The 26582-nt window shown below is 50.8% G+C and carries 24 protein-coding genes; 8 read left to right on the top strand and 16 right to left on the bottom strand.

Features of this window, described 5'->3' with window-relative positions:
- Positions 1-14: 14 nt before the first annotated feature.
- The 9 genes from ACFO3I_RS13130 to fabB form a co-directional block, all read right to left on the bottom strand.
- Positions 15-503, bottom strand: a complete 489-nt coding sequence (locus ACFO3I_RS13130; RefSeq protein WP_377334538.1) for a CvpA family protein — start codon at positions 501-503, stop codon at positions 15-17.
- A 59-nt stretch (positions 504-562) separates the two neighbouring features.
- The gene (locus tag ACFO3I_RS13125) at positions 563-1276 is read right to left on the bottom strand and encodes an SPOR domain-containing protein (RefSeq protein WP_377334536.1); all 714 of its coding nucleotides are present in this window, start codon (positions 1274-1276) and stop codon (positions 563-565) included.
- Entirely contained in the window at positions 1273-2547 is a 1275-nt protein-coding gene (gene folC / locus ACFO3I_RS13120; RefSeq protein WP_377334534.1) for a bifunctional tetrahydrofolate synthase/dihydrofolate synthase, read from the bottom strand. Before folC ends, ACFO3I_RS13125 begins: the two co-directional genes overlap by 4 nt.
- Before the next feature lie 9 nt (positions 2548-2556).
- A complete protein-coding gene (accD, locus tag ACFO3I_RS13115) occupies positions 2557-3429 on the bottom strand; it encodes an acetyl-CoA carboxylase, carboxyltransferase subunit beta (RefSeq protein WP_377334532.1) in 873 nt (290 codons plus the stop codon).
- A 128-nt stretch (positions 3430-3557) separates the two neighbouring features.
- The gene (truA, locus tag ACFO3I_RS13110; RefSeq protein WP_377334530.1) at positions 3558-4346 is read right to left on the bottom strand and encodes a tRNA pseudouridine(38-40) synthase TruA; all 789 of its coding nucleotides are present in this window, start codon (positions 4344-4346) and stop codon (positions 3558-3560) included.
- Positions 4347-4407: 61 nt separating this feature from the next.
- Positions 4408-7341 (bottom strand): FimV/HubP family polar landmark protein, encoded by a 2934-nt coding sequence (locus ACFO3I_RS13105; protein WP_377334528.1) that lies wholly within the window; start codon positions 7339-7341, stop codon positions 4408-4410.
- A gap of 288 nt (positions 7342-7629) precedes the next feature.
- On the bottom strand, positions 7630-8649 hold the full coding sequence (locus ACFO3I_RS13100) for an aspartate-semialdehyde dehydrogenase (RefSeq protein WP_377334526.1): 1020 nt from the start codon (positions 8647-8649) through the stop codon (positions 7630-7632).
- A gap of 16 nt (positions 8650-8665) precedes the next feature.
- Complete coding sequence (locus ACFO3I_RS13095) at positions 8666-9781, bottom strand: 4-phosphoerythronate dehydrogenase (RefSeq protein ID WP_377334524.1); 1116 nt, start codon at positions 9779-9781, stop codon at positions 8666-8668.
- A gap of 207 nt (positions 9782-9988) precedes the next feature.
- Positions 9989-11203 (bottom strand): beta-ketoacyl-ACP synthase I, encoded by a 1215-nt coding sequence (gene fabB, locus ACFO3I_RS13090; RefSeq protein ID WP_377334522.1) that lies wholly within the window; start codon positions 11201-11203, stop codon positions 9989-9991.
- A gap of 156 nt (positions 11204-11359) precedes the next feature.
- On the opposite strand from fabB, the gene mnmC reads away from it, so the two are divergent.
- Positions 11360-13180, top strand: coding sequence for a bifunctional tRNA (5-methylaminomethyl-2-thiouridine)(34)-methyltransferase MnmC2/FAD-dependent 5-carboxymethylaminomethyl-2-thiouridine(34) oxidoreductase MnmC1 (gene mnmC / locus ACFO3I_RS13085; RefSeq protein WP_377334520.1), 1821 nt, complete (start codon positions 11360-11362; stop codon positions 13178-13180).
- 55 nt (positions 13181-13235) lie between these two features.
- On the opposite strand, the gene ACFO3I_RS13080 is transcribed toward mnmC, so the two are convergent.
- The gene (locus ACFO3I_RS13080; protein ID WP_377334518.1) at positions 13236-14102 is read right to left on the bottom strand and encodes a flagellar protein MotY; all 867 of its coding nucleotides are present in this window, start codon (positions 14100-14102) and stop codon (positions 13236-13238) included.
- Positions 14103-14220: 118 nt separating this feature from the next.
- Between ACFO3I_RS13080 and rnt the strand changes: the two genes are divergently transcribed.
- Complete coding sequence (gene rnt / locus ACFO3I_RS13075) at positions 14221-14907, top strand: ribonuclease T (RefSeq protein WP_377334516.1); 687 nt, start codon at positions 14221-14223, stop codon at positions 14905-14907.
- 50 nt (positions 14908-14957) lie between these two features.
- Here rnt and ACFO3I_RS13070 read toward each other — a convergent pair whose 3' ends face one another.
- Positions 14958-15302, bottom strand: a complete 345-nt coding sequence (locus ACFO3I_RS13070) for a Grx4 family monothiol glutaredoxin (protein ID WP_377334514.1) — start codon at positions 15300-15302, stop codon at positions 14958-14960.
- A 200-nt stretch (positions 15303-15502) separates the two neighbouring features.
- Between ACFO3I_RS13070 and ACFO3I_RS13065 the strand changes: the two genes are divergently transcribed.
- From ACFO3I_RS13065 to ACFO3I_RS13050, 4 genes are all read left to right on the top strand, one after another.
- Positions 15503-16090 carry a Fe-Mn family superoxide dismutase gene (locus ACFO3I_RS13065; protein ID WP_377334512.1) on the top strand — a complete coding sequence of 196 codons (588 nt, stop codon included), beginning with the start codon at positions 15503-15505 and terminating at the stop codon, positions 16088-16090.
- A 232-nt stretch (positions 16091-16322) separates the two neighbouring features.
- Complete coding sequence (locus ACFO3I_RS13060) at positions 16323-18245, top strand: PrkA family serine protein kinase (RefSeq protein WP_377334510.1); 1923 nt, start codon at positions 16323-16325, stop codon at positions 18243-18245.
- A gap of 21 nt (positions 18246-18266) precedes the next feature.
- On the top strand, positions 18267-19547 hold the full coding sequence (locus tag ACFO3I_RS13055) for a YeaH/YhbH family protein (RefSeq protein WP_377334508.1): 1281 nt from the start codon (positions 18267-18269) through the stop codon (positions 19545-19547).
- A 50-nt stretch (positions 19548-19597) separates the two neighbouring features.
- Positions 19598-21100, top strand: a complete 1503-nt coding sequence (locus ACFO3I_RS13050) for a SpoVR family protein (RefSeq protein ID WP_377334506.1) — start codon at positions 19598-19600, stop codon at positions 21098-21100.
- A gap of 3 nt (positions 21101-21103) precedes the next feature.
- Here the strand turns inward: ACFO3I_RS13050 and ACFO3I_RS13045 are convergent, their stop codons facing one another.
- Positions 21104-22066, bottom strand: a complete 963-nt coding sequence (locus ACFO3I_RS13045) for a sensor domain-containing diguanylate cyclase (protein ID WP_377334504.1) — start codon at positions 22064-22066, stop codon at positions 21104-21106.
- Positions 22067-22071: 5 nt separating this feature from the next.
- The gene (locus ACFO3I_RS13040; protein WP_377334502.1) at positions 22072-23103 is read right to left on the bottom strand and encodes a response regulator; all 1032 of its coding nucleotides are present in this window, start codon (positions 23101-23103) and stop codon (positions 22072-22074) included.
- A 151-nt stretch (positions 23104-23254) separates the two neighbouring features.
- Here ACFO3I_RS13040 and tpx point away from each other — a divergent pair, with 151 nt between their 5' ends.
- Positions 23255-23863, top strand: a complete 609-nt coding sequence (tpx, locus tag ACFO3I_RS13035; RefSeq protein WP_377334500.1) for a thiol peroxidase — start codon at positions 23255-23257, stop codon at positions 23861-23863.
- Between the two features lie 123 nt (positions 23864-23986).
- Positions 23987-24460, top strand: coding sequence for an Hsp20 family protein (locus ACFO3I_RS13030; protein WP_377334498.1), 474 nt, complete (start codon positions 23987-23989; stop codon positions 24458-24460).
- Here the strand turns inward: ACFO3I_RS13030 and ACFO3I_RS13025 are convergent.
- Genes ACFO3I_RS13025 through hemH form a run of 3 tightly spaced genes read right to left on the bottom strand, consistent with a single transcriptional unit; the run spans position 24442 to position 26567 of the window.
- On the bottom strand, positions 24442-25200 hold the full coding sequence (locus ACFO3I_RS13025) for an alpha/beta fold hydrolase (RefSeq protein WP_377334496.1): 759 nt from the start codon (positions 25198-25200) through the stop codon (positions 24442-24444). The genes ACFO3I_RS13030 and ACFO3I_RS13025 overlap by 19 nt on opposite strands.
- Positions 25201-25581 carry an MAPEG family protein gene (locus tag ACFO3I_RS13020; protein WP_377334494.1) on the bottom strand — a complete coding sequence of 127 codons (381 nt, stop codon included), beginning with the start codon at positions 25579-25581 and terminating at the stop codon, positions 25201-25203.
- 2 nt (positions 25582-25583) lie between these two features.
- On the bottom strand, positions 25584-26567 hold the full coding sequence (hemH, locus tag ACFO3I_RS13015) for a ferrochelatase (RefSeq protein ID WP_377334492.1): 984 nt from the start codon (positions 26565-26567) through the stop codon (positions 25584-25586).
- Between the last annotated feature and the right edge of the window lie 15 nt (positions 26568-26582).

Genomic DNA, 26582 nt, shown 5'->3' with positions numbered 1-26582 from the left:
TTTCCTCGCCAGAGTTAAGGTCGTTGCATAAAACTGGAGTTGTTTTTCAGGTACTCAAAAAACCACTCGATAATAAAACCAAATTCGGGGATCAACCGGGAGCTCTTCCACCATGCGCTTTGGTCAGCCATGGTAAAAGCGTCCAGAAAAAACAAAATGGCGCTGACGATCAATACGCCGCGCAAAGCACCGAAAACCAGGCCTAACACCATATCAGTGCCAGACAAACCGGTAGACTGCACCAGTTTGCCAATTAAATAATTCAGTAATGCCCCCAGGATCAGGGTACAGATAAATAACACTGCAATAGCGACAGCGTTGCGGACTATGGCGTCCTGTAAATCGGTGAAGTAACTGGCCAGATAAGGGTAGTAATAGCTGGCCACAAAAAATGCCGCGATCCAGACAATCAAAGAGATGGCCTCTTTGGCAAAACCGCGAACTAAGCTGATCACGGTCGACAGGCTAATAACAGCCAGAATGGCATAATCAATCCAAACCATGTGCTACCAAAGGATGCTTGATGACGGCGCGCATTCTACCAAAACGCGCGCCGCAAAACCTAATTATTTTCGATAGGTTTGAAAGGGGTCAGTTTCAGGCCTTTGACACCTGTCAGCTGTTCCAGCTCAGAAATGCGGGTTTCCAGCCGTTCTTTTTTCAGCTCAGGCCCAACCACGACGCTGGTCATCGTCTGGCCCTGACTGTTACTGCTGGCACGGGTAAAGGTGGTAAAGCCAGCTTGTTTTAGCTTGCTGACCAGGCTGGATGCATTATCGCTTTTACTGAAACTGCCCACCTGCACTATCCAGGCAGCAGCATTTAGTGCCGGGTTCCCTTTGGGTTCAGCTTTAGGCGTTTGCTCCTGCGCAACAGGTACTGCAGTGGTTTGATCTGCCTTTTCTGGCGCAGGTTCAGCAGTTTCAGTCACAGGGCCAAGCGGGTTTACTGGTTCTGTCAGCATTTGTGCTGTGTCCGTGCTGGCTTCGCTACCGGCAGCGCCTGCGGTGACTTGAGCAAACTCGTCTGAAGGCAAGCTATCCAAAGCCGGACTATCGTCGGGGCCATTCAGCAATTCCTGCTGCTTTTCGGCCAATTGCTCTTTGGTAAAGACCTGCTCCTGCTGCACCGTCGAAAACTCAGGACGTTGCGGAATGGCTTTAAACTCTTCCCGCACAATTTGTTTTTCGCCATCCAGCAAATCAGGCAAAAACACCACAGCAGCAATGACTAAGATGCTGCTGCCTATTAAACGGTTTTTCAACGCGCTGTTCATACTTCAGTCTCCATTTGCAGCGCCAAAACTGCCGATACTGTAACAAAAGAGCCAAAAATCACCAATAAATCATCTTGTTGCAATGCATCTAATGCAGCTTGATAGCCGTCCTGCACCATTGAATAACAGCAAAGCGCTGAATTGTCACTGAATACAGCCGACAGTTGCTCCGCTGTCGCGCCACGCGCGCCCGGTAATGACACCAGATGCCACTGGTCAATCAAGCCATCAAAGCACTGCAGGCTTTGTGCACAGTCTTTGTCTTTTAGCATGCCGACCAGCGCATGGATTTTCAGGTAGCGGCCTTTTAACTCAGTCAACTGCGAAGCCAGATACGCGGCAGACTGCGGGTTATGGGCCACATCCAGCAAAACCGCAGGCTGGTGACTTAACCACTGCATACGGCCAGGCAGGCTCAGATCAGCCAACACCTTCTCCAGCACGCCAACGTCAGGCAGCACCTGCAGTAGCTCAAGTGCCATCAGTGCCGCTGCCACATTGGCCTGAGGCACAGCAGGTTTGGGTAACTGCAGCAGCTGGTGATTGGCCGACTGCCAGGACCAAAGTTGTCCCTGACTGAACTGATACTGCGCGCCAGAGCGCCAAAGTTGGGTGCCCAGCTGGGCAGCTACTTCAAGTACAGAGTCAGGTAAATCAGTTTCCAGTACGACTGCAGGAACGCCATGACGAAAGATGCCAGCTTTTTCTCTGCCAATGCTGACCCGGTCTGGCCCCAGATAATCCTGGTGGTCCAGGTCGATGGTGGTCAGCAGGCTCAGGTCAGGCTCAATGATGTTGGTCGCGTCCAGACGCCCGCCCAGACCCACTTCAATAAGACAGAAATCCGGTTGTAGCTGACACAGAATACGAAAGGCCACCAGCGTGGTGAATTCAAAATAGGTGAGTTCGGTGTCTGCACGCAGTTGCTCGACGAAACCAAACGCGTCCAGCCACAACGGGTCCGCCACATCCTGGCCATTCAACCGCAAGCGTTCATTAAAGTTCAACAGGTGTGGTGAGCTGTAGACGCCAACGGAAAACCCCTGAGCCAGTAATAACTGTTCAAGAGTGCGGGCTGTGGTGCCTTTGCCATTGGTACCGGCAATCAGGATTTTTTTACCCGGCAACTGCTGTAAACCAGCTCGTTCGGCCACGAGGCGAATACGGTTTAGCCCAAGTTCAATCTGATGTTGCGGATGTTTCTGTTCAATATAACAAAGCCAATCGGCCAGTGAAGGCGACGATTGGCTTAACGGAGAGAGTACGGTCATAACACCTTATCAGGCGACCCTGTGCTCCTTGGCCGGCGCAGGTAATCGCATAAATTTTGCTACCAGACGGGCAATTGTATCGCGCATTTGCCGACGGTCAACAATCATGTCGATAGCACCGTGTTCTAACAGGAATTCGCTGCGCTGGAAGCCTTCAGGTAACTTCTCACGCACTGTCTGCTCGATTACGCGGGGACCAGCAAAACCGATTAACGCCCGTGGCTCACCAATGTTGATGTCACCCAGCATCGCCAGACTGGCGGACACGCCGCCCATAGTCGGGTCTGTTAACACAGAGATATAAGGCAAACCCGCTTCACTCAGCTTGGCCAGCGCCGCACTGGTTTTTGCCATTTGCATCAGCGACAACAGGGCTTCCTGCATCCGGGCACCGCCACTGGCAGAGAAGCAGACAAAAGGAATTTTATGCTCAAGCGCATACTCCACGCCTTTGACAAACTTGGCACCGACCACTGACGCCATAGACCCCCCCATAAAGGCGAATTCAAATGACGCAGCGACTATCGGCATGCCATGCAGCGAACCGCGCATCACCACCATGGCGTCTTTTTCATTGGTTTCTTTTTGCGCGGCGACAATACGGTCTTTGTATTTTTTGCTGTCTTTGAATTTCAGCAAATCTTGTGGTTCCAGCTCAGGAGCCAGCTCAACTGCGCTGTTGGTGTCGAGGAATTGGGTCAGCCGGTCACGGGCGCTGACACGCATATGATTGTCACATTTAGGGCACACGCCCAGGTTACGGTCTAATTCAGCTTTGTATAAAACAGCGTCACAGGAAGTACATTTGGTCCAGACCCCTTCAGGGATATTACGACGGGCTGATGACGATGTTCTGGGCAGAATTTTCTCTAACCAACTCATAAATGTTCCTTGGTCTGACAGCAGGGGCAAAACCCTGCCTGACATTATTGTGTAAAAAAGCGCCGAACGTGCAGCAAACGGCGCCTATTAAAGCACAAAGGCCAAGAAGAAAATACAGCTAACTGGTCTTAGTTGTCGGGCAGAAACAGGGGGCCAAGCGGCATTCTAGGCAGCGAAAAACGCTCTGGATAATCCACATCCACCAAGTACAAACCTTCGGCTTTGGCCGTTGCTGCTGCCAGATTTCGATCTTTTGCCGCCAATAGTTCAGCCATCCATTCCGGTTTTTGCGTGCCTTTGCCCACTTCCAGTAAACTTCCGGTAATGTTACGCACCATATGGTGCAAAAACGCATTGGCTTTGATATCCAGTACGATGTAACTGCCAAACCGGCTGAGATTCAGGTGAATAAGGTTGCGAAACGGACTGTGCGATTGGCACTGAATAGCACGAAACGACGAGAAATCATGTTCACCCAGCAGGTATTGCCCGCCCTGGTGCATTAATTCCACATCCAGTTGTTGGTGATAATGACTCAGCCCTGCCCCCAAAATAGCAGGCCGGTATTTATGGTTATAAATCACATAACGGTACCGGCGTGCTGTGGCGGAAAAGCGGGCATGAAAATCGTCGGCAACCGGCACAGCCCAGCGTACAGCTACGCCTGGTGGCAAATTGGAGTTGCTTCCCATCACCCAGGCTTGCATATCCCGCATTGCATCGGTATCAAAATGCACCACTTGTCCTGTCGCATGGACACCAGCGTCAGTGCGGCCGGCACAAAAGGTTTCCACAGGATGGTTGGCCACTTTGCTTAGCGCCGCTTCCAGATGCCCCTGCACACTTGGCACTTCACGCTGACGTTGCCAGCCAAATAGTGAACTGCCGTTGTATTCCACACCCAACGCAATACGCATACCTTCTCCTCTGCTTCGGGCCGCAAGTATACCGTTGTCGCGCCCCGACCAGAATAGAAAATTACGACTCCAGTTGCTGTTGCAGTTTAATCACTTCTGAGCGGATCCCTTCAGGCAGTTCTTCGGCAGCCAACAATTTGTCAATCAGCAAACCAGCCCCTTCCTGTTCACCAATTTCCAAGTAAGCGCGGATCAAATCCAGGTCGGCACCGTAAATTTGCTCCATCGGGTCGACTTCGCTTTCCTGTTGGTCGGCAATAAATTCTTTGTAATCGTCCAGCCCGACATCGACCGACAACAGTTCAGGGTTCGGCAGTTCGGGTTCTGACTCTTCTTCAGACTGCTCGAGCAAGTTATCTAACTCCAGCAAAGCTTGGTCAACATCAGTCAGCTCGCCGGTCAATACCTCGGGTTCTTTTTGTTCGATGTCCAGTTCGGCCAGGACAGCCGCCGCCGTCGCTGCATCCTGAGGACTTTCCAGCTCTTCATCCGACTGACTGACATCGGCCAGCAGTTGGTCAAAGTCCAGACCATCCAGTTCATCCAGATCACTCAGCACAGAAGCCTGTGGCGCACTTTCGTCTTTATCTTCAACCTGGGTTTCGGTTTCAAGCTGAGGTTCATCCTCGCTTGGCTCCGTCAATAAGGACCCCGCGTCCTCTTCAACCGGGAAATCCGATTCCGTCTGCAGCTCTTCTTCTGGTTCTTCAACAAAGTCTTCGCCAAGCTCCAGCTCAGGGTATTGTTCAAGCACCTTACTTGGTTTTTCCACCGACAGGGCGGCATCAGACAATCGGCTGACGCTTTGATCCTCAGACCCATCCAAATCCGGCATAGGCGCCACTGCCACTTCGTCGGTCAGGCTTTCAGACAATTCCTGCCAACTTTGAGCATCGTCTTGCGCCAACAAGTCGTCTGCGACCAGTTCGTCAGAAGACAACTCATCTGAAGGGAATTCTTCTGCGGCTAATTCATTGCCAGAGGGTTCGTCGCCCGAAAATTGGTTGAGAGAGAGTTCGTCAGCCAGATCTGCCAGTTCCTGATGATCGGCATGGAACTGTACAGGCGGCTGGTCGGCTGGCTCTTCATCATTTAACAACAAAGCAACATCATCTGGCGTTAACGGATAGTCGTCCTCGTCAAACGCCAGTTCAGCGCCTTGCGGCTGCGCGTCAGCCGGGTCTGTATCTTCAGACTCAAAAGCAACCTGCTCGTCCGGCAGAATGGCTGTCATTTCAGTTTCAGCCGGATCAGTCTCAGCCGGTTCGGAGACGCTGGTCGGCTCTGACTGCGGCATATCCAGCAGCTCTTCAAGCTCCGAAGCCTCTGCCATCAGCTCGTCCTGCAATTCAGACTGGTCGGCAACAGCCGGGTCATCGTCCTGATCCACCAAAGGCCAGTCTGTGGTCAACTCTTCATCCACCAGGGATTCCGCGAATTCGTCCAGCTCGGTGCTGTCAAACTGAGTACTTTCTGACAATAATTCGTCCGTTTCTGAGCCAGCGGCCAGCTCCAGCTCTTCTGCCAGCACCAATTCCGGTTCCGTCGTCACTTCGTCAATCAGCAGTGGCGGTTCAGCCTGTAATTCCTCCAGCAACGAATCGAAATCCACTTCTTCGACATCGTCAGGTTGAACTTCAGCGCTGACTTCAGGTTCCAGGTCATCCAGCTCAATTTCTTCAATTAAATCATCAAGTGCAGGCTCATCTGCTGCCTCATTGCTAAGCTCGGCTGTCTCGTCCGCTGCTTTTTGTTTTTCTTCGGTGGCCAATTGCTCGGCCACCGCCTGAGCGAAAATATCGTCGGCCGACTCGTCCAGACTATCATCTTCCAGTAATGAGCTGAGGTCAGTTCCGGACAGAATATTATCCGGGTCAAACTCGACTTCAGTGGCTGGTTCAGCCGGGCTCACCTCGTCCAGCAAATCGTCCAACAGCTCATTGTCCAAATCGCTGCTGCTTAATAAGTCTTTGGTGTCCAGCAGTTCGTCGTCATCCAACAACACGTCGTTAAATGGTGAGCCTTTACCACCACCCAATAAATCATCGGACAAATCCAGTGGGTCATCGTCCAACCGGACACCTGATTTGGCATCACCACCTCCCAATAACGACTCATCCAGTGTCATCAGGCTACTTTCATCAAAGTCCAGACTTTCATCCAATGGCGGCAACGGTGATTTGTAATGCGGGTCCTGCTGCGGAGCTGCGGTGGCTGCGGTGACAACATCTTCGGTATGACGGGTACGACGTTTTAACCAGCCCAACACCAACACCAGTAGCACCACGACAGGTAAAGTTCCCAGCAACACCCAGCTCAGACCACTGTCGGACACTTTTTGCCACCACTGGGCAAAATTAAACCCTTCCTGCTCACGGGCAATTTGCGCGCGTTGCTGCTCCAGCATTTCGGTTTGTTGTTGCACCAGCATTTCCAGGTTTTTCTGGATTTCACTGTCCTGGTCAACCTGCGACTGCACTTTGAGTAGTTGATCAGTCAGAATATCGAGTTTTTCTTTCAGTGCCGTGTTGTCGGTCAGGACGGTTTCGACAGTGGCGTTCGACTCGGCCAGCTTTTTCTGCAATTCAACCAGTTGTTGCTTTTGCAGGTCTTCGACCCGGCTCAGTTCTGTTTTTATTTCCTCGCGGGCTTTATCAACGTCTTGCTGGCGGGCTGTGACCAAACCTTCTTTCACTTTGGCTGCCGCCGCGGCACGGACACGCTGTGCCCAAATTCTGTCGTCTTCTTCCGACTTGCGTTGAGCCTGGGCGGCGTCCACCGCCAAAATTTCGTCAGTGGTTGGGATGGTCAGGAAGGAGCCAAGGTTCAGATGATTAAAATTGTCGTCAAGAAATGCATCCGGGTTTTTCATAAAAATGGCGTACATCACCTGGTACATATTCAGCCCGGGATGAGGCCGCACTTCTTCGGCAATACGCCATAAGGTGTCATTGGCAGTCAGAGGGCCAACCCTGCTCAGTACTGGGTTTTCCATGTTTTTGGGCCCTTTGAGGCGCACCGGTGCCTCGACCTGAGCAGAGGCCCCAGAGACAAGACAGAAAAACAGAATAAACAGCCCGACTACACGCATTGATGATCCCTTAAGGCTCCGATTGGACATTTTGTCCTGCAAACATTGTTCCACAACAAAATACTAAACCAGTTAACCAGGCTAAGCCATGCTTATGTTCTGGATTATCGGCAGATTTTTCAGGGGCTTGAATAAGGATATGGCAACAAAAAGCACAAAGGCCCGTTAACGGGCCTTTGTGGTCTGGAGAGATTAGAGGTAATCGCGGATCAAATGTTCAGCGATCTGGATGCTGTTGGTCGCAGCCCCTTTGCGGATATTGTCAGCCACAACCCAGAGGTTCAGCCCATGCTCGTGGGTGAAATCTTTGCGAATACGGCCAACAAAGACGTCATCCTGCCCGGCGGCATTTTCTACCTGCGTCGGGTAATCGGCATCCTCTTCCATCAACACAATGCCGGGGGCGTTGGCTAACAGTGCTTTCACCTGTTCAACACTGATTGGATGACGGGTTTCGATATGCACAGCTTCGGCATGACCATAAAACACCGGCACACGTACAGCCGTTGCATTCACGGCAATGCTGTCATCACCCATGATTTTTTGGGTTTCCCAGTGCATTTTCATTTCTTCTTTGGTGTAACCATTGTCCATAAACACGTCAATTTGCGGGATGGCGTTAAAGGCGATCTGACGAGCAAACTTGCCGTTGGACTCCAGCGGACGGCCGTTAAGTAATTGCGCAGTCTCAGACGCCAGAGTTTCAACTCCTTTCTGGCCGGCACCAGCCACAGACTGATAAGTTGCCACGTTAATCCGGCTAATGCCCACCGCGTCATGAATAGGTTTTAACGCCACCAGCATCTGAATGGTTGAACAGTTTGGGTTGGCAATGATGTTACGGTTACGGTAATCGGCAATGGCGTGGGCATTCACTTCAGGCACGACCAACGGAATATCCGCTTCGTAGCGGTAATGGGAGGTGTTATCAATGACCACACAACCCGCTTCAGCCGCGCGAGGCGCATACACAGCAGATACACTGCCACCAGCGGAGAACAAGCCAATCTGCACCTTAGCCCAGTCAAAGGTCTCAGCATCCAGCACTTCTACCTGTTTACCCTTAAAGGTCACTGTGCCGCCAGCAGAGCGCGCGCTGGCCAATGGGTATAAGTTGTTTACCGGAAAATTGCGCTGTTCCAGAATTTCCAGCAGGTGCTGACCAACCAGACCTGTTGCACCTAAAACAGCGATATCGTATTGCTGAGCCATTGGATAATCCCCTCTGCTACTGGCTGCTAAACCCTAATTCTTTTAAATATGTGGGTACCTGAGTACCGCTCAGCCGCAGCGAACTGTATTCGCGCCGGGCTGGGTATGACTTTCTGAGCCAGTCAAAACCTTTATGCTGCAAATGCAGCCGGAACAATGCGTCGTCCCGGCGCACATCATATAACAGCCGGGTTAAATTTTGGACATCTAAAAGGCTAAAATTCGAATTTATTTTTAACTCGGTAAATTGCGCCTCGGGCAGTACCTGCGTCAGGTTAAGCTCTGCGCTGTGGCCAAGCTGATCGCACAACGCCTGATACAACATTTCCGTGCCACGGGCCTTGCCTTCCACGCTGTGACCGGCGATATGCGCCGTCGCAATGTCGCAATGGGGAATCAGCGCCTGCAGTATGTCCGGCTCGTTGGCCCAAACATCCAGCACTAAAGGCCGCCCACTGCCTGTATTCGCTTCAGCAAGCAGAGCCTGATTATCAACAACTTCTCCACGACATGCATTGATCAGTGCACAATCTGGCTTGAGTTGCTTTAACTCACGAGGGCCAATCAGCTGTTCTGTCGGCCACAAACCTTGCCGGGTTAATGGCACATGCAAGGTCAGTATATCCACTTGTGGCAGTAACTGCTGAAGACTAAGGTGAGGAAAATAAGGCTCTTGCGCTGCACGCAGCGGATCGCATTGCAGCACATTCAACCCCATGGCTTGTAATGCTTTGACCACCAACCGGCCTATATTACCCACACCAACCACGCCTACTGTTTTACTGTGCAAATCCCATTGGTATTTTTCTGTCAGCCAGAACAGGCTACTGAGCACATACTCGAGCACAGACTGCGCATTACAGCCGGGCGCACTGCTAAATCCTATACCGCGCGCAGCTAAAGCTTCACGGTCAATATGGTCAATGCCTATGGTGGCTGTGCCGACAAACTTCAACTGTGGACAAGCAGCAATCAGCGCCTGATTGACTTTGGTGACAGAACGGACCAACAGCACATCGGCATCCTGCAGTTCCGAAGGCTGTACTGTACGCCCGGCAAATAAGCGGACTTCTCCCAGGTGGGAAAAAAACTCCCGGGCATACGGCATATTGTCGTCGGCGTAAATCAGCATAAGGCCCCCAGTAACTGCGCATTGGCCGGCATTGTACTAAAGAACCTGCAGAACACAGCAAAAATATCTGGCGCTGATATTGATGTCGATGTTGATGTTGAAAAGCCAGTGACCCGCCAATGAATAGAGGGGCGATAAAGTGCAGACCATAAAAAAGGCGGCACAGTCGCGCGACTGTACCGCCTTTATCACAGTGTCAGAACGAATTTAGCCCTGGTATTTACTGAAAATCAGCGTGGCATTGGTGCCACCAAAACCGAAGCTGTTCGACATCACGGTGTTTAGTTTGGCTTCACGGCTTTGCGTCACGATATTCAGACCAGCTGCCGCTTCGTCCAGTTGACCGATATTGATCGAAGGCGCCACAAAGTTGTGTTCCATCATCAGCACCGAATAGATAGCTTCATGCACGCCTGCAGCGCCTAATGCATGGCCTGTCATCGCCTTGGTCGCACTGATAGCTGGCGAGTTACCACCAAATACCTGCTGAATCGCACCCAGTTCTTTGACATCCCCCACCGGGGTACTGGTGCCATGGGTGTTGATGTAGTCAATTGGGGCATTCACACCCTGCATCGCCATCTGCATGCAGCGCACTGCACCTTCGCCGCTTGGTGCAACCATATCGTAACCATCAGACGTCGCGCCGTAACCGACGATTTCCGCATAAATTTTGGCGCCACGGGCCAGGGCATGTTCCAGCTCTTCAATCACCAGAATACCGCCACCGCCGCTGATCACGAAGCCATCACGGTCGGCATCATAAGTACGGGAGGCTTTGCTTGGATCTTCATTGTATTTGGTCGACAAAGCGCCCATGGCGTCGAACTCCATGGCCAGTGTCCAGTGCACTTCTTCGCCACCACCGGCAAAAATAATGTCCTGTTTACCCAGCTGGATCAGTTCCAGTGCATGACCAATACAGTGCGCGCTGGTGGCACAGGCTGAACTGATGGAGTAGTTCACGCCTTTAATTTCAAATGGGGTTGCCAGACAAGCAGAACAGGTGCTCGACATGGTCTTAGGCACGGCATAAGGACCAACCCGCTTGACGCCTTTTTCGCGCAAGGTGTCTGCCGCTTCAATTTGCGTTTTTGACGAGGCGCCACCTGACCCCACCACCAGACCAGTGCGGAAATTCGACACCTGCTCTGGCGTCAAACCTGCGTCTTCAATGGCCTGCTGCATTGAAATGTACGCATAGGCAGCGGCATCGCCCATAAAACGTAAGGCTTTGCGGTCAATCAGTGCGGCTGTGTCAATGTTAATCTGGCCCCACACCTGAGAGCGCAGCCCCATATCAGCGAATTCCTGAGAAAAGGCGATGCCGGAGCGACCTTGTTGCAACGAGGCCAGCACTTCCTGCTGATTGTTGCCAATGCTCGACACTATACCTAACCCTGTGATCACTGCTCTTTTCATGTTGTCTCCAGTCGTGGCCTTCGCCCTTTGTAATCAATTGCCGTCATTGTACGGAGTTTCGTTCAGAAACTGGTCCGCTTTCAGCGCACAGTTGTACACTATTATCGGCTTTGATTGCAGCTGAGTTACAATGGCGTCAATTCATGAGAGATTTTTATGACCCAACTGCAACACGCCCAACTGCATTACAACGAAACCGGCACACCGGTTTCGGATTTATTTGATGACGTGTATTTCTCCAATGACAATGGCTTATTGGAGACCGACTACGTTTTTCTGCAGCAGAATCAGCTACCTGACCGCTGGTTTGCTCATCCTAAAGATTTTTTTCATATTTTTGAAACCGGTTTTGGCACCGGGCTGAATTTTCTGCTGACCTGGCAACGTTTTCGCGAAGCCCGTGCGGAAGGCTGCGGCTGCAAACGTCTGTACTTTTCCAGCTTCGAAAAATACCCGCTGCAAAAGGCCGATTTGCAACAAGCCCTGACCGCCTGGCCGGCACTGGCGGAGCTCAGCGCGGAATTGATTGCCGCTTACCCTGCGGCGTTTCCTGGCCCACAACGGCTTTGGCTGGATAATGGCACTGTGGTGCTGGATTTATGGCTTGGCGACGTGAACGAGCTACTGCCACAAATTCCGCTGCAAAATAAAGCGGACGCCTGGTATCTGGACGGCTTTGCCCCCAGTAAAAATCCGGATATGTGGCAAGACAGCCTGTTCCACGGCATGTTCAGGTTGAGTCAACCAGGCACCACAGTTTCCACCTTTACCAGCGCTGGTTTGGTGAAACGGGGCCTTGCCGCTGCAGGTTTCGCTGTGCAAAAAATCAAGGGCTATGGCCGCAAACGGGAAATGCTGGTGGCTCGCCATCCAGAATCTCAGGTTGCCGACCAAGCGCAGTCCCAAAGCGCACTGATTATCGGCGCGGGCCTCGCCGGCCTTTGCAGCGCGGTAATGTTGCATCAGGCTGGGTGGCGGGTTACCGTACTTTGTGCAGACTCAGGGCCTGGCGAGAGCGCCAGCCAGAATCGCCAGGGAGCGCTGTATCCGAATTTACATGCCGATTACAGCCTGATGTCAGCCTTAAGCACTCAAAGCTTTCAGTTTGCCACGCAGTGGTATCGCAGGCTGCAAGCTGAGCTGGGTTTTGCTGTGGGTTGGTGTGGTCTGTTGCAACTGGCCTGCACGGATGAATTAGCACTGCGCCAGCAAAAAATAGCCAGCCGCCCCAGCAGCCTCTACCAGGCAGTCAGTGCCACCGAAGCCAGCAATATAGCCGGGCTGCGGCTGCCCTTTTCGGCATTGTATTTCCCGCAAGCTGGCTGGCTGTGTCCGCAGCAAATTTGCCAGACCTTAACCGGATGGCTGCAAAATCAGGGGGTGCGCTTTGAATTTAATTGTCAGGTTCGGTCTGTCACTGCAGGGCATGCAGTAAGCAACCAGGGCGATTTCAGCGCCGATCAGCTGATTTTAGCCACAGGCGCACAGCTGACCGAGCTTTGGCCCAGCGCAACATTGCCGCAGCGAAAAGTTCGCGGTCAGGTCAGCCACCTTGAGTCCGAAAAAATGCATGGCTTAAAAACCGTGATTTGCCATAAGGGCTATATCACCCCGGCGGATCAGGGCCTGCATTCGGTAGGTGCGACTTTTGACAGGCAAAGCCCGACGCCGGACCTCAAAGACGAAGACAACCAGTACAATATTAATTTGGTCAACCAGGTGCTGTCTGCACCAGACTGGTTTAGCGATGTGCGGGTGCATTCGGCCAAAGCTGGCATGCGCGCCACTGTACCGGATCATTTGCCCTTACTGGGCAATCACGAAGGCATTTGGGTGCTGGGTGCACTGGCCGCGCGCGGCTTAACCTGGGCGCCTCTTTTAGCCAATAGCCTGAACGCCTTGCTGTCAGATGAACCTGTTGCGCTATCGCTCCAGCAGCTCAAGGCATTGCGGCCAGACCGTTTTCAGCCCAAATAAAAAAACCACCGGATAAACCAGTGGTTTCGCATAGCTACTCGAACAGGTGCAGGCCTTACGGCTTCTGCATCTGGATCACCACCCGACGGTTTTTCGCCCGCCCAAGGGAGGTTTCGTTGGAGGCTACATGGCGCTTCTCACCAAAGCCTTCGACATCAATTCGGCTTTGTTCCAGCCCAAAGCCTAACAAAATATCCTTGATGGCATTGGCTCTTTTAATCGACAACTGCTCGTTCATCCAGCGCCCGCCATACGAATCGCTGTAGGCCTGGATGGAAATGCTTTCGATGCTTTTATCTTCCGCCAGATACTGTGCGATTTGCTGCAACCGCTGCTTAGACGCTTTGGTCAGGTTGTCCCCACCACTTTCATAGGTCAGCACAGTGAACGCAATGTCCTCAAAATTAAAGGGCAGCAGCTGGCTGACGCACTGATTAAAGGCATCCATCACCGGCATAAAACGTATAGGGTTTAAGGAGGCTGCAACCCGGTCAAATGGACTGTACCAGTCGCTGAAATAAAAGGTTGGGCTGTAGCCCTGCTCCAGTTCAGTCAGCATGGTCCAGCTTTCTGCTTTGCCTAAATCACCGTCAAACTGGCGCAATACCTTCATCGAGGTAATGGCCTTGGCTTGCTCGCCAGGCCGCCATACCGGAGGCACAGATAACACCTCAGCCAGTCCGTAGTGATCGGGTAACTTCAGCATGTCCAGCTGAAAGCTCAGGTTGAGCTCCTTGCCGGCAACACTGGTAAACATCGCAGTACCAAAGCGAGGGATGTCATGGCGCAATTCACACTGCAATGGCGTGTTACTGGCAAGCGACCAGCTGGATTGTTCAAGCGTTGCCGAATACTGCCGCAGTCCGGCCATCGCATAGCAGGAGAAAAAAGCACACCCCAGAAGCACAACAGTCTTTTGCATAACGGTCCCTAACAGAGCAATTTCAGCCGTTTAAGTCTTAGTCTAAACCATGGTGTCACAAGACGCTGACCGATTTCTTTGGCATAATGCCCGTTCATCATAACAGGACCAGCGTTTTATGACTCAAGCTTTACATCCCTTATCACAACGTTTTCGGGGATACTTTCCTGTAGTTATCGACGTCGAAACGGCAGGCTTTAATGCAAAAACAGATGCATTGCTGGAAATTGCTGCCACCATGCTGACCATGGACGAAAATGGTCAGCTGAAACCGGCGCAAACTCTGCATTTTCACGTTGAACCATTTACCGGCGCCAACCTTGAAGCCAGCTCACTGGCGTTTAACGGTATTGACCCGCACAACCCGTTGCGTGGCGCTGTTTCCGAGCGCGAAGCCCTGACCGAAATTTGCAAAGCGGTGCGCAAAGCACAAAAAGAAGCCGGCTGTCAGCGGGCTGTGGTGGTGGCACACAACGCCGCCTTTGACCAAAGCTTTCTCAATGCGGCCATAGACAGGGTTAAACTGAAACGCTCACCATTCCATGCGTTTGTGTCGTTTGACACTACTACGCTCGCAGCTCTGGCGTTAGGCCAGACAGTACTGGCAAAAGCCTGCAAACAAGCGGGTATCGATTTTGATAACAAAGAAGCCCATAGCGCTTTGTATGACACCGAACGCACGGCCGAACTCTTTTGTTACATCGTCAATCGCTGGCATCAGCTCGGTGGTTGGCCTGCTCCAATGCTGGAGGCGGACGATGAGACTGAGCAGGACAGCTCAGAACTGGTGGAAGCCGACGACTAAACCGGCAGTAAAAAGGCAGCCTTCGCTGCCTTTTTTGTCAGTCGCTGCAGTTATTCTGCCGCAGTTTCGTCTTGCTTGTATTTGGCGGCGGTTTCTTTAACCAGAGGCTGCAGTTCACCACGCTGAAACATCTCCAGCATAATATCGCAACCACCGACCAGCTCACCTTCCACCCACAGCTGTGGGAAAGTTGGCCAGTTGGCAAACTTTGGCAACTCGGCACGGATATCCGGGTGCTGCAGAATGTCCACAAACGCAAAAGGCTCACCACAGGCAATCAGAGCTTGGGAAGCTTGCGCCGAGAAACCACAACTTGGGAACTTTGGTGACCCTTTCATATAAAGAATGATTGGGTTCTCAGCCAACTGCTGCTTAATTTTTTCGATGGTTTCCATCAATCCGCCTCTACAACTTCAGGTTGAAAAATTTTTGCGATTTTACGCACTGCACTGTGCTTTGCCACTTGAGATTTAAAATATTGCCCCAAGGATGTCGGAAGCAGACCACTCTGCAGAGCACAGAACTTGAGTATTTTAGTCAGGTTTTGTAGTCTACGCGATGCAGACCCCATAAACAACGCCTTTGGAGAATCAGAATGGCTTTCGAATTACCAGCATTACCTTACGCTAAAGACGCTTTATTACCGCATATCTCCCCGGAAACTCTGGACTATCACCATGGCAAACACCACAACGCTTACGTGGTGAAACTGAACACACTGATTGAAGGCACTGAGTACGCTGGCAAATCACTGGAAGAGATCATTGTTGCTTCCAAGCAAGGCCCTGTATTTAACAATGCAGCGCAAATCTGGAACCACACCTTTTACTGGCACTGCCTGTCACCAAACGGTGGCGGTGAAGCCACTGGCGCTCTGGCGGCTGCCATTACAGCTAAATGGGGCTCTTTCGCAGCATTCCAGACTGAATTTAACGACCGCGCTGTCAACAACTTCGGTTCAAGCTGGACCTGGTTAGTGAAAAAAGCGGATGGCAGTCTGGATATCGTGAATACCAGCAACGCCGGTACACCAATCACTGAAGCAGGTGTCACACCAGTGCTGACTGTTGATCTGTGGGAACACGCTTACTACATCGATTTCCGCAATGCTCGCCCAACTTACCTGAATGCCTTCTGGGCTCTGGTGAACTGGGAATTTGCTGCTGCGAATTTCGCCAAGTAAGTTTTTTTACTTGAGAAAAAACCCGGCGATTGCCGGGTTTTTGTTTTGCAATAGCACGCTCTGATTTCACCGCTCTGACTGTAAATCTAAGCGTTCAGTTCCTCATAGCCATTACAAAAAATTTTCAATAATTTCTGTGAATTAGTCGAGCGAAGCCGTTCTTTCCTGTCTAACCTTAAAGCAAGATCCCCGTTTTTTTCGTTTCCCTACAGACCAAAACCGGAGGTGCGCTATGGGTATTTTTGAGCACTACAAATCCAGATACGAGGCTGCCCGCGAAGAAGAATACAGCATTCAGGAGTACCTGGACCTGTGCAAAAACGACAAAAGCTGTTACGCCAGTGCCGCAGAGCGATTGTTAATGGCCATTGGTCAGCCGCAACTGACCGACACGGCGCAAGATCCTAAACTAAGCCGTCTGTTTTCCAACCGGGTGATTGCCCGGTACCCGGCTTTTTCAGAGTTTTACGGCATGGAAGATGCCATTGAACAAATCGTCTCGTACTTAAAGCACTCAGCCCAAGGCCTGGAAGAGCGTAAACAAATCCTGTACTTATTAGGCCCGGTTGGTGGTGGTAAATCATCTTTGGCGGAAAAGCTTAAAGCACTGATGCAGCAGATGCCGGTGTATTACCTAAAAGGCTCGCCCGTGTTTGACAGCCCACTATGCCTGTTTGACGTGAATGAGGACGGCAATATCCTCGAGCAGGAATACGGTATTGCCAAACGGTACCTCAGGCCCATTATGTCCCCTTGGGCCAGTAAACGGCTGCATGAATTTAACGGCGACATCAGCCAGTTTAAAGTGGTGAAAAAATATCCGTCGATTCTGGACCAAATCTCCATCGCCAAAACCGAACCCGGCGATGAAAACAACCAGGACATCGCCTCGTTAGTCGGCAAAGTCGATATCCGGCAGCTGGAACACTTTGCCCAGAATGACCCGGATGCCTACAGCTACTCAGGAGCCTTGTGTCGTGCCAATCAGGGGCTGATGGAATTTGTCGAAATGTTTAAGGCCCCCATTAAGGTGCTACACCCGTTGCTGACGGCCACTCAAGAGGGCAATTACAACGGTACCGAAGGTCTGGCCGCCCTGCCCTTTGAAGGCATTATTCTGGCACACAGCAATGAGTCAGAATGGCAGACCTTCCGTAACAACAAAAACAATGAAGCCTTTTTGGACCGGGTCTATATCGTCAAAGTACCTTATTGCCTGCGGGTCTCTGAAGAGGTGCGTATTTATGAAAAACTTCTGGAACACAGTGAGTTAACCACGGCCCCATGCGCGCCAGGCACACTGACCTCGCTGGCACAGTTTGCTGTATTGTCCCGGCTGAAAACCCCGGAAAACTCCAGCATTTACTCGAAAATGCGGGTGTATGACGGCGAAAGCCTGAAAGACACAGATCCGAAAGCCAAGTCGTATCAGGAATACAGGGATTACGCCGGGGTGGATGAAGGCATGGCAGGCTTGTCGACTCGCTTTGCTTTTAAAATTCTGTCCCGCGTTTTTAACTTCGACAGCACCGAGGTCGCCGCCAACCCTGTGCATTTGTTCTATGTGCTGGAACAGCAGATTGAACGGGAGCAATTCCCTTCAGACGTGGCGGAACGCTACCTTGAACATTTGAAAGGCTACCTGATCCCCAAATACATCGAGTTTATCGGCAAAGAAATTCAAACGGCCTATCTGGAGTCTTACTCTGAATATGGCCAGAACATTTTTGACCGTTATGTAATTTATGCCGATTTTTGGATCCAGGATCAGGAATACCGCGATCCGGAAACAGGCCAACTGTTCGACCGGGCAGCTCTGAATGCGGAGCTGGAAAAAATAGAGAAACCAGCAGGCATCAGCAACCCAAAAGATTTCCGCAACGAAATCGTTAATTTTGTGCTGCGGGCCAAAGCTAAAAATAATGGCAAAAACCCGACCTGGACCAGCTATGAGAAACTGCGCACAGTCATTGAAAAGAAAATGTTTTCCAGTACGGAAGAGCTGCTGCCGGTCATCTCGTTTAATGCCAAAACATCGACGGATGACCAGAAAAAGCACGACGACTTTGTTGACCGGATGATGGAAAAAGGCTACACCAAAAAACAAGTCCGGTTGCTGTCCGAGTGGTACCTACGGGTACGGAAGTCGCAATAACGGAACCGAGCTGGAGGTGGTATGGCTCATTTTATTGACCGACGACTCAACGGCAAAAATAAAAGCGCTGTCAACCGGCAGCGTTTTATCCGCCGTTACAAGCAACAAATCAAGCAAGCGGTGTCAGAGGCCATTAGCAAACGCAGCGTGACTGATATCAGCAGCGGTGAAAAAGTCTCAATTCCGGCCAAAGACATTACCGAGCCTTTTTTTCATCAGGGCCAGGGCGGTCATCGTGAGCGGGTGCATCCGGGCAATGATCAGTTCAGCCAAGGCGACCGGGTGAAACGGCCACAAGGCGGTCAGGGCTCAGGCTCTGGTCAGGGCGATGCCAGTGCAGACGGCGAAGGGGAAGACGACTTTGTGTTTTCGATTTCCAAAGATGAATACCTGGATCTGCTGTTCGAAGACCTGGAACTGCCCAACCTGAAAAAAAACCAGCTCGACAAACTGATGCAATACAAAATGGTGCGGGCCGGTTTTCGTTCCGACGGCGTGCCAACCAATATCGACATTGTTCGTTCCCTGCAAGGCTCCCTGGCGCGACGAGTGGCAATGACAGCCGGTAAAAAAAGGTTGTTACGTGAAATTGAAGACAAGGCCGAATTACTGGAACAGGATGCGGTGCCTGATCAACAAAAACTACTGCAACTGCAAAAAGACGCAGACGAACTGAAAAGGCGCATCGATGCCGTGCCATTTATTGACAGCTTCGACCTGCGTTTTCGCAATTACCAGAAACGGCCTGAACCTACCAGCAAGGCCGTAATGTTTTGCCTGATGGACGTATCCGGCTCGATGGATCAGGCCACCAAAGACATGGCAAAACGTTTTTATATTCTGTTGTATTTGTTTTTAAGCCGCAGCTACAAAAATGTCGATGTGGTGTATATCCGCCACCACACCCAGGCCAAAGAAGTGGATGAGCAGGAATTTTTCTACTCGCAGGAAACTGGCGGCACCATTGTCTCCAGCGCACTGAAGCTGATGAGCGAAATTATTCAGCAGCGTTATGACCCTACAGAATGGAATATTTACGCAGCTCAGGCGTCAGACGGCGATAACTGGGCCGATGACAGCCCACAATGTGCAGAGATCCTGACCAGGGAATTACTGCCGTTGGTGCGCTACTACGCCTACATCGAGATCACGCCGCGCCCGCACCAGAGCCTGTGGCTGGAGTACAAAAAGCTGCAAAGCCGTTTTGAGCACTTTGCTATCCAGCCTATCCGGCAGCAGGCAGATATTTACCCGGTGTTTCGCGAATTGTTTCGCAAGAGTGTCAGTCGGCATTCAGCCTGATCAAAGCAAAAATGCCCGAAGCTCTGGCGACAAATTGATAAGGGAAAGTTATGAGCGCAGCCAAAAAACGCAAAGCATTGTCAGATGGCCCAGACTGGAGTTTCGAGCTGCTCAGCCAATACCAGGCTGAAATTGAGCGTGTCGCCAAGTTTTACCAGTTGGATACCTACCCCAACCAAATCGAAGTCATCACTGCCGAACAAATGATGGACGCTTACTCCAGTGTCGGCATGCCTATTGGCTACAACCACTGGTCCTACGGCAAAAAATTTATCCAGACCGAACAAAACTATAAACGTGGTTTTATGGGGCTGGCCTATGAAATTGTCATCAACTCAAACCCTTGCATCGCCTACCTGATGGAAGAAAACACCATGACCATGCAAGCATTGGTGATGGCGCATGCCTGCTATGGCCACAATTCTTTTTTCAAAAACAATTACCTGTTTAAAACCTGGACTGATGCATCGTCTATTATCGATTACCTGATGTTTGCCAAAAACTACCTCACTAAATGCGAAGAGAAATATGGCATCAGTGAAGTGGAAGACACGCTCGATTCTTGTCATGCCCTGATGAATTACGGGGTGGACAGGTACAAGAGGCCACAGAAAATATCGATGGATGAAGAGCAGAAACGGCAACAGGAACGGGAAAATTACCTGCAGTCTCAGGTCAATGATCTGTGGCGTACTATTCCAAATAAAGCATCCTCTGCGTTACCGTCCGAGCACAGATTCCCGGCCGAGCCGCAGGAGAATATTCTGTATTTCATTGAAAAAAATGCGCCTTTGCTTAAACCCTGGCAACGGGAGGTGGTACGGATAGTACGCAAGATATCCCAGTACTTTTACCCGCAAAAACAAACGCAGGTGATGAACGAAGGCTGGGCCACCTTCTGGCACTACACCATTTTGCAGCATCTGTATCAGGAAGGACTGGTGACCGACAAATTTATGCTGGAAGTACTGCACAATCACACCAATGTGGTGTTCCAGCCCGAATACAACAGTAAATACTACTCAGGTATCAACCCCTATGCGCTGGGCTTTGCCATGTTTACCGATCTGCGGCGTATTTGTGAGCACCCCACTGCCGAAGATAAAGAGTGGTTTCCGGACATCGCCGGCAGCAACTGGCTGGACACCCTGCATTTTGCCATGCAGAACTTTAAGGATGAGAGTTTTATCAGTCAGTATTTATCGCCCAAAGTGATCCGGGATTTCCACCTGTTTGCGATTGAGGATGACGATCAGGACAACATGCTGGAAATTGCGGCCATCCACAATGCTGAGGGCTACCAGAAAATTCGCCAGACTTTGTCTGCCCAATACAATCTAAGCTCCATTGAGCCGAATATTCAGGTGTATTCTGCGGATATCAGCGGCGATCGTTCGTTAACTTTACGGTTTGTGCCGAATCGGCGCGTTCCGCTGGCGGATAATCACAAGGAAGTGCTGAAACATTTGCACCGGCTTTGGGGATTTAACGTCCAGCTGGAACAACAAAATGATGACGGCTCAGTGCAGTTGCTGGCCAGTTGCCCGGTTTAGCGCTCAAATTCCGCCGGCTTTGGTGACCTGATTACGTCCCCCAGCCTTGGACTGATACAAGGCCTTGTCAGCGCGTTCTATCCAGTCGCGGTATTGTTGCAGGTCTGCCTGAAAGTCGCCCAGACCAATGCTGACCGTGACATTGAGTAATTGTTGGTTAAATTCGATCTGCATAGCTTCAACGTTTTTTCGCAGTCGCTCTGCAAAGAACAATGCCTGATCAGCCGACGTGTCTACCAGAAGTACCGCAAATTCTTCGCCACCGTACCGTCCGGCTATATCAGTGGAACGCAGATTTTTCTTCACAGCCAACGCCACCTGCTTGATGACCACGTCACCAGCAGCATGACCATAAGTGTCATTGACCCGCTTAAAGTGGTCGATATCCACCATCAACAGGGTACTTTGGTGTCCACTACGCTTGACCCGTTTGAACTCGTTAATCAGTGCGTCTTCCCAGGCACCACGGTTATGCAAGCCGGTCAGAAAATCTGTTTTCGACAAAGTCTGCAACCGGCCATTCATTGACTCCAATTCCATTCGGCTGACAGCGACATCGGTCACATCATAAATAATGATACATAGGTGAGTGACCACACCCCGGGTATCCGTCAGCGGGAAAATGGTGCAGTTCTGATACATGTATTCGGCTGAGCCGGTAATAGGCCGATAGTTGCGGAATTTGAAGATATAAGGCCGCTGCTCCCAAATGGTAAAAGCGCGGTTTTTCAGTAAAATCACCGGGTCACATTTTCTGCGTAACCAGTCTTCGTCGATTTCAGAGAACAAATCAAACAGATACCGATCGCGCACCTGCCGGGGCGTCAGGCCACTGTGGTTTTCCATAAAACCATTCCAGACCTGGATACGATAGTCGGCACTTAACACGACCAACCCGACATCAACGGTCTGGAACATATCCATCAACCAATGGATTTCAGCAACATCTGCAGTGATTTGCGACATACAGCTTAATCTTCCAACAAAAATTCGACTTTATAATTCAGGGTTTTCAGGCTGTCTTCGGTAAACAACAATAACAAGTCACAACTAATGTCATAATGCTCAATACCATAGCTGATTTCGATAGCCAGTGTTTTACGCCAGCGTCGGGCATTGGTTTTTATCAGTTCAGCAACGGGCATATGCTGCCCGAGCACCACAGGGTGTCCTTGACTGAACGTCATATCAATTTGCTCACTTAACCCCTTGAGTACAGCACCAATCAAAATATTGGCAATGTCCATCAGCAGCTCTAATTCCACCTGGGTGGTTAGTTCGCCGTCAAACTGCATCAGGCGGGCAATTTCTTTAAAGCTGGAATCGTTCAGAATCAACAGTGCTTCGCCAGCCACTCCGCCACCAATAAAGCCCTGACACACAGCCGAGGTACTTTCTTTTTGTTCGACGGATGCCAGCGCCATATGCAGTTCGCTGACTTCAATAAGATTCACATTCGGGATAGGTAATTTGACGAAAACGTTCAACAGACGGGCCAACAAGTCTCCGGCTTGGCCCATAGCGACATTACTCAGCTCTTGAAACACATCCCGCAGTTCTGCAGATAACTGCACATCTGACGAGGCCATTTTTTTCACAGCGGCGGGGACTGCCTGCGCAGGCTGTGCCGGACTTGCGTTGAATGCGGGCAGACTGGCCAAGACTTGTTGTAATTTGGCCTGGTCCACAGGTTTCTTGATAAAGTCCAGCGCACCGAAAGCCATCACCCGCTCCCGAGCTTCCGGCTGAATATCGCCTGAGACCACAATAGTGCGAACTTGCAGATTCTGTTTCTGAATGGATTCCAACACCTGATAACCGTCCAACACAGGCATATTTAAGTCGAGAAACAGTAATTCAATCGGCTGGCGTTTCAGTATTTCCAGCGCTTCTGCACCATGACCAGCAAAGTGCAGCCGCGTTTGCCATTCAGGCGGCAGCACACGAGCCATTTGTTTGCGGGCAAGGTTAGAGTCGTCACAGATTAAAACAGCAGCTACCATGTAAGGCTCTTTGTCTGGCTTGTTAATTTCAGTGTAGTCAGAAACCAATTGCTTGGCGAATAGTCATAATGGCTCTAGTATCTGACAAAAAATGAGCAAAACCTACAAATTTTTATCATTTGTGACAAATTCAACTAAGGAACTAGCACTAATGACTTTTAAATTGATAAAAACAATAACACTCTGTGCCTTATTTAGCGCGGGAACACAGGCCGTAGATTTAAATGCCAGCTTACCAGTTCGGTTATCAGAAGTGAAAGTTGGCACCAAAGCGGTGGAATTGCAAGGAAACCCAGTCCAGCTGCAACAGCAGGCGCCTGATTTTCAGGTAGTGAATGACAGCTTCAAAAAAATCAAACTCAGCGAGTTTAAAGGCAAGACAGTGTTGATCAGTGTAGTGCCCAGCATAGATACCGGCATTTGCTCACTGCAAACCAAACGTTTTAACCAGGAAGTGGCAACGGCCGACCCGAATGTGGTGATGCTGACCATTTCAACGGACTTGCCTTTCGCGCAAAAACGCTTTTGCCAGGCAGAAAAAATTGAGCAGCTACAAGTACTTTCTGACGCAGTATGGCGTGACTTTGGCAGTAATTATGGTCTGATTATCAAAGACATGGGCATTCTGGCCCGGGCCGTTTTAATTGTCGATGAAAAAGGTAATCTGGCTTACCAACAACTGGTGCCTGAACTGGCCAAAGAACCTGACTATGCTCACAGCCTGGCCGCACTCAAACAAATAGCCGGAAAAAAATCTTAAATTTCCTCTCTTGAAATTTCTCTGATCGGACATACAAAGGTTACAGGTGGCCAGATTGGCACCTGTAACCCGCTCGTTCAATTGAAGAGCACCAATGACAAATTGCCTGAAGAGGAATATGTAATGACTAACTTAGATTTCAGCCCTTTCTATCGTTCTTTTATCGGTTTTGATCACCTGGCAAACCTGATGGACGCTGCAGTACGTAACGAAAAGCAGCCTGCCTACCCGCCATACAATATTGAAGTCACTGGCGATGACCACTATCGCATTACCATGGCAATTGCTGGCTTCAGTGAAGACGAACTGTCTATCGAAACCGAACACAACACCTTACTGGTGAAAGGTCAACGTGCAGAGAAAACCGAAGGCCGCCGCTTTTTACATCAAGGCATTGCCGAGCGTAATTTCGAACGCAAATTCCAGTTATCCGACTATATCAAAGTCACTGGAGCATCGATTGCCAATGGTTTATTGCATATCGAGTTAGTGCGCGAAGTGCCTGAAGCGCTGAAACCACGCAAAATCAGTATCAGCAATGGCCATACTGCAGTAACCAGCACTACACCGGTGCTTGCTCAGGTCAGCAACGCCTGATCGGCTAAAAACCTCAGTAGTTCGGAGTTAATCAGCTCCGGCTGTGAAACGGGCCCCATGTGGCCCGTTTCTGTTTGAATCCAGACCGACTGCGGCAATGCAGCATGCAGCAGTTCCGTGATCTTCAGCGCGCTGCGTCGGCTGTATTTACCGCTCATCAACAGCACCGGGCATGAAATAGCCCGCTGATACTGTTGTAGCGTTGCAGGCTCGGCGATCAGCGCTTCAAAATCCGCAGCCACCTTCCAGACCTGAGCTGCCATTTTTTGTTGTACTGGAACCGGTAAGGCCGCGAAGTAACCAGGTGTCTGCCAATAGTCGACAAACAGCCCGGCAGCCTGAAGGGGCTCAGATGCTGGCATTGCCGCACTTAACTGCAGTACTTCCTGTAACAACAGCTGTGCTTCGGCGTCCTGTTGCTGCGCCAGCAGATGAAATGCTACAGGTTCAAATAGCAGCACCGCTTTGATATGCTTCGGATAACAACGGGCCAAATGCAACGCAACAGCACCGCCATAACTGTGACCAACCAGGATCACAGACAAGGCAGGTTGCTGTAACAACCAGGAAACGAAAGGCGCAGCCTCCTGTTCCAACCGAAAAGGCCGTTGCAGCATAACGGGCTCAGTACCATAGCCGAAAAAATCCGGGCTTAGACCCTCGAAGTCCGGCCATTGTCGCTTCAGCACTTGCCATTGCCGTCCACTGGACAGTGAACTGTGTAACAGCAAAACCGCCATTTATCCTACCAGTAACAGTAGGGCTGCGATGATAAGCGCGGCCAAAGTCAGGATCATACCGACCAAGCGAGCGATGCTGGTGCCAGAGCTCTGCAGCAGGCCAAGCATATGCAGCACACGACCAGCCAAGGTCAGGCCACCAATCAGGTGCAGTTGCCACAACCCAAAGTCCCGCGCCTCCAGCAAAGCCAAAAGCACCAGCAAAAACGGCACATACTCAGCAAAATTGCCATGAATACGGATCGCTTTTAACAGTTGAGGTTGATTTTTGTCGCCCAAACCCACTTTATATTTCACGCGCTGACGCACCACAAAAGCAGCCAGCAGCACATACATCAGTGCCAGCGCCGCTGCATAAACCGAGGTAACTGCCAAACTCATACTTACCACCCTTGTAATTGTTGTTGCACTATGGCCGCAAATACATCGATATGCGGGGAACTGTCATTCAGCGCCGCAATATACTGATAGCTTTCGCCGCCGGCGTGCAGATAAATTTCTTTATTCTCGACCGAGAGTTCTTCCAGTGTTTCCAGGCAATCGGCAGCAAATGCCGGGCTCAGTACCTGTAAGTTTTTGATCCCTTTGGCCGGTAAGGTTTGCAGCAACTGGTCTGTGTAAGGTTGCAGCCATTGCTCCTTGCCGACCCGGGATTGAAAACTCACAATCACTTTGTCCTGCGGCCAACCTAAATCTTCTGCCAGCTGAGCGGCAGTTTCAAAACAATGCGCCTCATAAGGGTCGCCCAATTCGACAAAACGTTTCGGAATACCATGAAAAGATAATAACAACGCATCGGCCTGGCCATGCTGTTGCCAGTGCTGCCGTACCGATGCGGCAAGCGCCTGACGGTACAATGGGTGCTGATGGTAGTGTTTATGAAAGCGTATTTCTGGCTGGTTCCGGCAACTACGCAAAAAGTCCCCGACCTGATCGGACACCGCCGCTGTGGTGGTGGCTGAGTACTGAGGGTACAGAGGCAGAATGACAATGCGTTTAACCCCTTGCTCCGTCAGCGCCTTTAAGGTGTTGCCTATGGCAGGTTCACCATAGGTCATGGCATAACGAACAGGCATCGGCAACCTCTGTTGCAAAGCGTTGACCTGACGTTCGGTAATCACCCGCAGCGGCGAGCCTTCCGGCCACCAGATAGACTGATAAGCCTTAGCGACCTTACGGCTGCGAAACGGCAAAATAGCCAGCTGCAGTATGGGTTGCCACAACCAATCCGGGTAATCTACCACCCGCTTGTCTGACAAAAATTGGTTTAAATAGGCTTTAATCGCCGGTACTTCAGGTGCTGCTGGTGTCCCCAGGTTCACCAGCACCACCGCATAATCCGAGCTAGATAGTTCTTGAGCTGTCATTCTTGGTCCCGTAAA

The organism is Rheinheimera marina (assembly GCF_042654345.1).
Taxonomy (GTDB): domain Bacteria; phylum Pseudomonadota; class Gammaproteobacteria; order Enterobacterales; family Alteromonadaceae; genus Pararheinheimera; species Pararheinheimera marina.
This window is presented reverse-complemented; position numbering and strand designations above follow the sequence as displayed.